General features: G+C 73.9%; 10 protein-coding genes. 3 read left to right on the top strand and 7 right to left on the bottom strand.

The window, feature by feature from the left end; all coding sequences use genetic code 11:
* A partial coding sequence (locus GTW08_RS18140; RefSeq protein WP_161152263.1) for a hypothetical protein occupies positions 1 to 229 on the top strand: 229 nt, incomplete at its 5' end.
* A gap of 6 nt (positions 230 to 235) precedes the next feature.
* On the opposite strand, the gene GTW08_RS18135 is transcribed toward GTW08_RS18140, so the two are convergent.
* Complete coding sequence (locus GTW08_RS18135) at positions 236 to 1,639, bottom strand: FAD-binding oxidoreductase (protein ID WP_073573866.1); 1,404 nt, start codon at positions 1,637 to 1,639, stop codon at positions 236 to 238.
* A gap of 186 nt (positions 1,640 to 1,825) precedes the next feature.
* On the opposite strand from GTW08_RS18135, the gene GTW08_RS18130 reads away from it, so the two are divergent.
* Positions 1,826 to 2,035 (top strand): hypothetical protein, encoded by a 210-nt coding sequence (locus GTW08_RS18130; protein ID WP_073573867.1) that lies wholly within the window; start codon positions 1,826 to 1,828, stop codon positions 2,033 to 2,035.
* An 18-nt stretch (positions 2,036 to 2,053) separates the two neighbouring features.
* On the opposite strand, the gene GTW08_RS18125 is transcribed toward GTW08_RS18130, so the two are convergent.
* From GTW08_RS18125 to pyk, 5 genes are read right to left on the bottom strand one after another with little or no spacing between them, the layout of a single operon-like run.
* Complete coding sequence (locus tag GTW08_RS18125) at positions 2,054 to 2,533, bottom strand: CoA-binding protein (protein WP_073573868.1); 480 nt, start codon at positions 2,531 to 2,533, stop codon at positions 2,054 to 2,056.
* Complete coding sequence (locus tag GTW08_RS18120; protein ID WP_161152262.1) at positions 2,530 to 3,852, bottom strand: O-acetylhomoserine aminocarboxypropyltransferase/cysteine synthase family protein; 1,323 nt, start codon at positions 3,850 to 3,852, stop codon at positions 2,530 to 2,532. Before GTW08_RS18120 ends, GTW08_RS18125 begins: the two co-directional genes overlap by 4 nt.
* Positions 3,853 to 3,862: 10 nt before the next feature.
* Entirely contained in the window at positions 3,863 to 4,573 is a 711-nt protein-coding gene (locus GTW08_RS18115; protein WP_073573870.1) for a dienelactone hydrolase family protein, read from the bottom strand.
* Complete coding sequence (locus GTW08_RS18110; RefSeq protein ID WP_073573871.1) at positions 4,570 to 5,487, bottom strand: acyl-CoA thioesterase; 918 nt, start codon at positions 5,485 to 5,487, stop codon at positions 4,570 to 4,572. Before GTW08_RS18110 ends, GTW08_RS18115 begins: the two co-directional genes overlap by 4 nt.
* 25 nt (positions 5,488 to 5,512) lie before the next feature.
* Positions 5,513 to 6,937: a pyruvate kinase gene (gene pyk / locus GTW08_RS18105; RefSeq protein ID WP_073573872.1), complete on the bottom strand. Its 1,425-nt coding sequence runs from the start codon at positions 6,935 to 6,937 to the stop codon at positions 5,513 to 5,515.
* A gap of 111 nt (positions 6,938 to 7,048) precedes the next feature.
* Here pyk and GTW08_RS18100 point away from each other — a divergent pair, with 111 nt between their 5' ends.
* Positions 7,049 to 7,399: a VanZ family protein gene (locus GTW08_RS18100; protein WP_304580014.1), complete on the top strand. Its 351-nt coding sequence runs from the start codon at positions 7,049 to 7,051 to the stop codon at positions 7,397 to 7,399.
* Between the two features lie 46 nt (positions 7,400 to 7,445).
* On the opposite strand, the gene GTW08_RS18095 is transcribed toward GTW08_RS18100, so the two are convergent.
* Positions 7,446 to 8,377, bottom strand: a 932-nt coding sequence (locus tag GTW08_RS18095) for a M28 family peptidase (protein WP_161152261.1), incomplete at its 5' end; no start/stop codon positions are given.

The raw sequence follows: 8,377 nt of genomic DNA, 5'->3' as shown, positions 1-8,377 counted from the left end.
CCTGGCCGCGACGGCCGGCTGGGTCGCGGTGGCACTGCTGCTCGCGCTGGCCACCGGGGTCGCGTCCTGGCCGCTGCGCGGCGTCGCCCTGCTCGTCCCCTGGGGGCTCGCCGCCGTCGCACTGGTGTTCCCGGCCCGGCGCGGCGTGGGGCCCGGCGGGCTGGTCGCCCTGGCCTTCGCCCCGTTCTGGCTGGTCCACGCGTTCCTGGTCGGCCTGCTCGGCTGGTGAGCCGGATCAGCCCGCCGGAGGGACGTTGACGTTGCGGTGGAAGACGTTGTCCGGGTCGTAGACCGCCTTGACCGCAGCGAGCCGTGCATAGTTGGGGCCGTAGGTGGCGCGGACCCGACCGGCGTCGTCGCCCATCATCGAGTTGACGTACACGCCGGCGCCGAGCGCGTGCGGGGCCATCGCCGCGGCCAGGCCCCGGACCCACTCCCGCTCCGCGGCGAGGCCCTGCGGGTCGGTGGTGAGCCCGACCGCGAACAGCCCGAGCCGCGGGCTGCGGCCGCCGCCGAACGCGGTCGCGTCGTCGTCGACGGCGGAGAAGGCGCCGTCGAGGGTGTACAGGTGCACGACCGACATCGGCGAGACCTTCCGCGCGACGTGCGCGGCGAGGTCCTCGACGGCCGCGTCGGTCAGCGACGGCAGGAAGCAGCCCTTCTCGTAGCAGTGCACGCCCCAGCCGTTGGGCTCGTCGAACATCTGCTGCAGCGCCGTCCAGGGCATCGGGGTGCAGAACTCGAACAGCCGGTCCGGCAGCGTCGCGCGGAGCAGGTCGTGCACCTGCTCCGCGTCCGGGTCCGGGACGGCTCCGGTGGTGCCGACGACCATCACCGCCCATCCGGGACGCAGGCGCACCTCCTCCGGGACGAACGGGGCGGGCGGTGCGTTCACGGCGACGACCTGGAACCCGACCGTCGACGGCAGCCGCCCGATCGCGTCGCGGGCGGCGCGCAGCAGGGCCGGCCCGTCGTCGAGGCCGCAGAAGAACATCCCGACCGACACGAGCGGGCCGACCGGTACCGCCGTGAACTCGAACTCGGTGACGATGCCGCAGTTGCCGCCCCCGCCGCGCAGCGCCCAGAACAGGTCGGGGTGCTCGTCGGCGGCGGCCCGCACGACCCGGCCGTCGGCGAGCACGACCTGCGCCGACACCAGGTGGTCGACGGTCAGCCCGGCCCGCCGGGTCAGCCAGCCCATGCCACCGCCGAGGGTCAGCCCGCCGACACCGGTGTGCCCGATCTCGCCGGCCGGGACCGCGAGCCCGTGCTCCTGGGTGGCGGCGTCCATCCCGCTCAGCAACGCGCCACCGCCCACCCGCACCCGGCGGGCGTCGGGGTCGACGACGACGGCGTCGAGGTCACCCAGGTCGATCACCAGGGCGCCGTCCCCCGCGCTGTGCCCGGCGGAGTTGTGTGCGCCACCGCGGACGGCGACCTCCAGCCCGGACCTCCGGGCGTGGTCGAGGGCGGTCACGACGTCCTCCACGTCGGCGCAGCGGACCAGGACGGCAGGTCGCTGGTCGATCGCGGCGTTCCAGACCCGCCGCGCGGCGTCGTAGCCGGGGTCGGCGGGTCCGAGGACGGGGCCCCGCACCCGGGCGCGGAGGAGGGCGACGTGGTCGACGGTGGCGGTCATAGCGGTTCCCCCGGATCTGCGGGTCGATGGACGACGGCGGTCCACCGTGTCCCCCGTCACAGCCGCTGTCACGGTCCCGACCCGGATTTCGTCACGGTTGACGACGGCGGACCGGACCCGCGCCACGAATGGCGCACGTCGCTGCGGCGCGCAATGATGCCCGTCACGCCACCGAAGGAGGCCCCCGTGGACGGTCACGACCCGCAGGTGCTGATGATGGCCGACGTCGCCGACCGGTGGGTGGTGCGCTGCGACTGCGGGTGCGGGGTCCTCACCGAGTACGCCACCCGGGAGGAGGCCGACGAGGCGGCGGAGCAGGCCCGCGCCGAGGCCGGTCCCCCGGCGGCGAGCGAGGAGGTCGTCGACGACGCCGGGCGGGCCCCCGAACGGATCTGACCGCCGGGGGCACCCGGGTCAGTCCCGGCGCCGCGAGGTGATCACTCCGGTGTCGAACCCGGCCAGGTGCAGTCCACCGGCGAACCGCGCGTGCTCGACCTTGAGGCAGCGGTCCATGACGACGGTCAGGCCCGCGCTCTCGGCGCGGCGGGCCAGGTCCTCGTCGAACAGCCCGAACTGCAGCCAGAACGTCGACGGGACCGGGTCGAGGGCGAGGGCCTCGTCGAGCACGCCGCCGAGGTCCTCGGGCCGCCGGAACACGTCGACCAGGTCGGGCGTCACCGGGAGCTCCGCGAGCGAGGGGTACACCGGGCGCCCGAGGATCGTGGTCGCGTTCGGGTTGACGAAGTACACCTCGAACCCGGTCGAGGCCAGCAGGTAGGTGGCGACGAAGTTGCTGGCCCGGGCCGGGTTGGGGCTCGCCCCGACGACGGCGACGGTGCGGGTGTCGCGCAGGATCTGCTGCCGCCGCCACGCGGGCGGGTTCTCCCAGGTCACGCGGTCTCCTTCTGCGAGGCGGTGAGGGCCTGGTCGAGGTCCCAGACGATGTCGTCCGGGTCCTCCAGCCCGACCGAGATCCGGATCATGTCCTCGGGGACGCCGGCGTGCTCCAGCTGCTCGGTGGTCAGCTGCTGGTGGGTGGTGGACCCGGGGTGCAGGACGAGGGTGCGGGCGTCGCCGACGTTGGCGAGGTGGCTGCACAGCTGCACCGACTCGATGAACCGCGCCCCGGCGGCCCGGCCACCGCGCACCCCGAACGCGAACACCGCACCCGGCCCCGCGGGCAGGTACCGGCGAGCCCGCTCGTGGTGTCGGTGCGACGGCAGCCCGGGATAGGTCACGTACTCCACCCGCGGGTCGGCCTCGAGCCACTCGGCGACCTTCTGCGCGTTCGCGACGTGGGACTCCATCCGCTGCGGCAGCGTCTCGACGCCCTGCATCAGCAGGAACGCCGAGTGCGCGGACAGCGTGGCGCCGACGTCGCGCAGCTGCTCGGCACGCAGCTTGGTGAGGAACCCGAGCTCCTGGAAGTTGCCCCACCAGGTGAGCCCGCCGTAGGACGGGACCGGCTCGGTCATCCCGGGGAAGCGACCGTTGCCCCAGTCGAAGCGGCCGGACTCGATCACGACGCCGCCGAGGGTGGTGCCGTGCCCGCCGAGGAACTTCGTCACCGAGTGGATCACGATGTCCGCGCCGTGCTCCAGCGGCCGGCACAGGTACGGCGTCGCCAGCGTCGCGTCGATGATCAGCGGGAGCCCGGCCGCGTGCGCGACCTCGGCGAGCCCGGCGATGTCGGCGACCTCGCCGCCCGGGTTGGACACGACCTCGGCGAAGACGAACTTGGTGTTGTCGCGGATCGCGGCGGCGTAGTCGGCCGGGTCGGTGCCCGGCACGAAGGTCGTGTCGACCCCGAAGCGGCGCAGCGTCACGTCGAGCTGGGTGATGGTGCCGCCGTACAGCCCGGCCGCGGCGACGGCGTGGTCCCCCGCCCCGGCGAGCGCGGCGAAGGTGAGGAACTCGGCGGCCTGCCCGCTGGCCGTGCACACCGCGCCGATGCCCCCGTCGAGGCTGGCCAGGCGTTCCTCCAGCGCCGACACCGTCGGGTTGGCGATCCGGGAGTAGATCAGCCCGTACTTCTGCAGCGCGAACAGCGCCGCGGCGTCGTCGGTGTCGCGGAAGACGTAGCTGGTCGTCTGGTGGATCGGCACCGCCCGGGAACCGGTCGCGGCGTCCGGCACCGTCCCCGCGTGCACGGCCCGGGTGCGGAAGCCCCAGGCCCGGTCCTGCTGATCATCGCGCTCGCTCACACCCCCCATCCTGCCCCGGCTACAGGTGGTCGCGCAGGAAGGCCCGTACCCGCTCCGTCGCGTCCGTCGCCGACGGCTCGTGGTACTCCGCGTGCAGCGGCGTCCGGCGCGCCACCGCGCCCTTCACACCCGGCGTGCGCGTCATGAACGAGTGCCCGGCCTCGGGGTAGACGACGACGTCGTGCGGGATCCCCCGCTCGGTCAGGTCGGCCTCCAGGCGCTGCGGGTAGCCGTCGGCGAACTGCGCGTCCCGGCCGCCGAAGCTGGCGACGACCGGGCAGACCGGTTCCACCTCGACGCCGGCGCGGCCGTAGAACGGCACCGCGACCCGGTACAGACCGCTCTGGGACAGCAGCATCGCGAACCCGCCGCCCATGCAGAACCCCATGACCCCGATCCGGTCGGCGTCGACGGTGGGCTGGTCGGCCAGCCAGCGCCGCGCGGACTCGCAGTCGCCGAGCGCGGCGCCGCGGCCGGTGGCCATCGTCGCCACCGTCGAGGCGATGCACAGCGGCTTCACCCGGCCGCGGGCGAACAGGTCCGGGATCAGCACGGTGTAGCCCTCGCGGGCCAGATCGCGGGCGACCCGGCGCATCTCCGGGGTCATCCCGAAGATCTCGTAGATCATCACGATCGCCGGGCCCGGGGTGGTGGTCTCGGGGCGGGCCAGGAAGCCGGGCAGCCTGCCGCCGTTGACACTGGGCAGTGAGATCTCGGACTCGACGGTCATGGGCGTGCGTCCCTCCCGGCGCGCGGGACCCGGACGAGTCCCTCCTGCATGGTGGTGGCGACCAGGCGGCCGTCGGCGGTGAAGAAGCGGCCGCTCGCGAGACCGCGCCCGCCCGACGCGGCCGGCGAGAAGCACGAGTACAGCAGCCACTCGTCGGCCCGGAACGGCGCGTGGAACCACATCGCGTGGTCCAGGCTCGCCATCTGCAGCCCGGTCCGGGGCACGTCGTGGCGGGCGACGACCGACCCCAGCAGGGTCAGGTCGCTGGCGTAGGTGAGCAGGCACACGTGCAGCAGCGGGTCGTCGGGCAGCTCGCCGTCGGCGCGCAGCCACAGCCGCATCGGGTCGTCGGACGGACCGGGGTGGTCCTGCGACCAGGACGGCTCGTCGATCAGCCGGATGTCCAGCGGGCGCGGCAGCCCGGCCATCCAGCCTCCGTCGCCGCGGGCGGCGCGGGTGCCGAGGTCGTCGACGGCATCCGGCGCGGGGACGTCCGAGGGCATCGGCTGGGAGTGCTCCAGGCCGTTCTGCGGCAGCTGGAACGACGCCGACAGCGAGAATATCGGCTCGCCGCGCTGGATGGCGAGCACCCGGCGGGTGGTGAACGACCGGCCGTCGCGGACCCGCTCGGTCTCGTAGACGATCGGGATGCTCGGGTCCCCGGGCCGGATGAAGTAGGCGTGCAGCGAGTGGACGCCCCGCTCGGCCGCCACCGTGCGGCCCGCGGCGACCAGCGCCTGGCCCGCGACCTGCCCGCCGAACACACGGGGCAGCGACACCGGCGGGCTCACCCCGCGGAAGAGGTTGTCCTCCAGCCGCTCCAGGTCCAGCAGTGCGACCAGGTCGTCGAGGACGGCCTGGCCGCGCGGTTCACCGTCGGCTGCGGTCTGCGCGGTTGCGGATTCGGCACTCACGGTCGGTGAGTATGCCCAACCGGCCTCAGGCGTGGTCGTTCTCGCCCAGGCGGTGCACCCGGATCAGGTTGGTCGAACCGACCGTGGAGGGCGGCGACCCGGCGACGACGACCACCAGGTCACCCGGCTTGAACCTGCCGATCGACAGGATCGCGTGGTCGACCTGGCGGATCATCGCGTCGGTCGAGTCGACCTTGTCGACCAGGAACGTCTCGACGCCCCAGGTCATCGCGAGCTGACTGCGCACCGCGGGCTCCGGGGTGAACGCCAGCAGCGGGAGCCGGGTGTGCAGCCGGGCCAGGCGGCGGACCGTGTCACCGGACTGGGAGAACGCGACCAGCGCCCGCGCCGAGAGCCGCTCGCCGATGTCGCGGGCGGCGTAGGACAGCACGCCACGCTTGGTGCGGGGCACGTGGTTGAGCGGCGGCACGTCGGCCGGGCCCGCCTCGACGGCCTCGACGATCTCGGCCATCGTCCGCACGGTCTTGATCGGGTAGCGGCCGACGCTGGTCTCACCGGAGAGCATCACGGCGTCGGTGCCGTCGAGGACGGCGTTCGCCACGTCGGAGGCCTCGGCGCGGGTCGGGCGCGAGCTGGTGATCATCGACTCCAGCATCTGGGTCGCGACGATGACCGGCTTGGCGTTCTCCCGTGCGATCTGCACCGCGCGCTTCTGCACCAGCGGCACGTTCTGCAGCGGCAGCTCCACGCCCAGGTCACCGCGGGCGACCATGATGCCGTCGAAGGCGAGCACGACGGCCTCGAGGTTGTCGACGGCCTCCGGCTTCTCCAGCTTCGCGATCACCGGGACGCGGCCGGCGCCGGTGTTGTCCATGATCTTGTGGACGAGGTCGATGTCCGCGGGGCTGCGCACGAACGACAGCGCGACGACGTCGACCCGCAGCGACATCGCGAACTCCAGGTCCGCGATGTCCTTGTCCGACAGCGCGGGCACCGAGATGTTCATCCCGGGCAGCGACAGGCCCTTGTTGTCCGAGACGGGGCCGCCCTCGGTCACTCGGCAGACCACGTCGTTGCCGTCGACGGCGACGACCCGCAGGCCGACCTTGCCGTCGTCGACGAGTAACCGGTCGTCGACCTGGGCGTCCTGGGCGAGGCCCTTGTAGGTGGTGGAGACCCGGTCGGGGGTGCCGGCCACGTCGTCGACCGTGATCCGCACCTCCTCGCCGGTCGCCCACTCGGTGGGCCCGTCGGTGAAGCGGCCGAGCCGGATCTTCGGGCCCTGCAGGTCGGCGAGGATGCCGACGGCGCGCCCGGTCGAGTCGGCGGCGTCGCGGACCATCTCGTAGACGCGCTTGTGGTCGGCGCGGTCCCCGTGGCTGAAGTTCAGCCGGGCCACGTCCATGCCCGCTTCCACGAGGTCACGGATCCGGTCCGGGGTCGCCGTGGCCGGACCGATGGTGCAGACGATCTTGGTTCGACGTGTCACGGCTATCAGGGTAGCGCTGTCTGGAACGATCAGGACGACGGGAACCCGGCCTGTCGGCGTCCGGTTCGACGGTGTTCATCCCGGCGGTCACCGGTGGAGCAGACTGGGGGCGTGCGTGTCCAGCCGTTCGTCCTGTCGGTCCTGTTGAGCCTGGTGGTCCTGTTCACCCCGGCGTCCGGGGTCCCGACGGCACCTCCGGGCACCGACAAGGTCGTCCACCTGCTGCTGTTCGCGCTGCTGGCGTGGACCGGGCGGGCCGCCGGGATCCGGGTGTGGCAGCTGCTGGGCGGGCTCGTCGTCTACGCCGCGGCGTCGGAGGTCGCGCAGGCGCTGCTGCCGATCGGGCGCAGCGGGGACGTCCTCGACGCGCTCGTCGACGTCGCCGGGGCGGCGCTCGGGGTGGGGCTGGCCGTGCTGGTGGCGCGCCGCCGGCCGGGCCGCGAGACGTCGTCGCGGCTCTGAGGCGGACCGGTCCCCACGGCCGCCCGTGGGACCCGGTCGGGTCGGCTCAGCCGGAGGGGCGCTGGGTGGCGTCGGCGAAACGGGCCAGGGTCGCCGCGATCGCCCGGGTGTAGCGGTCCAGCTTCACGGTGTCGACGTTGCCGATCCGGTCGCAGGCCGAGTGGTAGCAGCCGTCGTAGGCCCGGCCCGGTTCACCGCCCCAGAGCTGGGCCTGGGAGCGGGACTTGGTGTCCTCGTCGCCGGTGACCGCGCCCGCGACCGGAATGCCGACCTCGGCGAAGGGGCCGTCGTCGTCGCCGTAGAGGCCGATGGTCTCGGGCTGCGGGGCGCCCGCCGCGGCCAGCTCCTCGGCCAGCACCGAGGCGACGACGCCGGACCCGGGCGGGCCCCGCTCCTCGTCGTCCTCGCCGCGGCCGCCCTGCACGAAGTAGCCGCCGTTGGGCGAGCCGAGCATGTCGGCGTTGAGGTAGAGCAGGTGGTGCTCGCGCTCCTCCTCCGACAGGGACCGCACGTAGCCGGTCGAGCCCTGCAGGTCGTCCTCCTCCGAGCCCCAGAACCCGAAGGAGACGGTGGCGCCGACGCCCGGCTGCGGGCCGAGCGCGGTCGCCGCGGCGAGCAGCCCGGCGATGCCGCTGCCGTCGTCGTTGATGCCGGGGCCGGCCTGAACGGAGTCGAGGTGGGCGCCGGCGAGCACGATCCGGGCGGAATCGCCGCCGCGGGTGCGGGCGACGACGTTGCGCAGCTCGCGGCCGTCCCCGGCGTCGTAGGTGGGGGTGGTGACGTCGAAGCCGGCGTCGCGCAGCACGCCGGCGACGTAGTCGACCGTCGCGTCGTAGCCGGGGGTCCCGGCGGCGCGGTTGCCGCCGTTGTCGTCGGCGATGCGTTCCAGGGCCCGCAGGTGCGGCACCGCGGCCTCGCCGGTCGCGGCGCCTGTGACCTGCTGGGACAGCGCCCCGGCGGGCGGCGGCGCGGTGGCGG

It is taken from the genome of Pseudonocardia sp. SID8383, from assembly GCF_009864975.1.
Classification (GTDB): domain Bacteria; phylum Actinomycetota; class Actinomycetes; order Mycobacteriales; family Pseudonocardiaceae; genus Pseudonocardia; species Pseudonocardia alni.
Note: the sequence above shows the minus strand (reverse complement) of the source record. Positions and strands in the feature narration are given on the sequence as shown.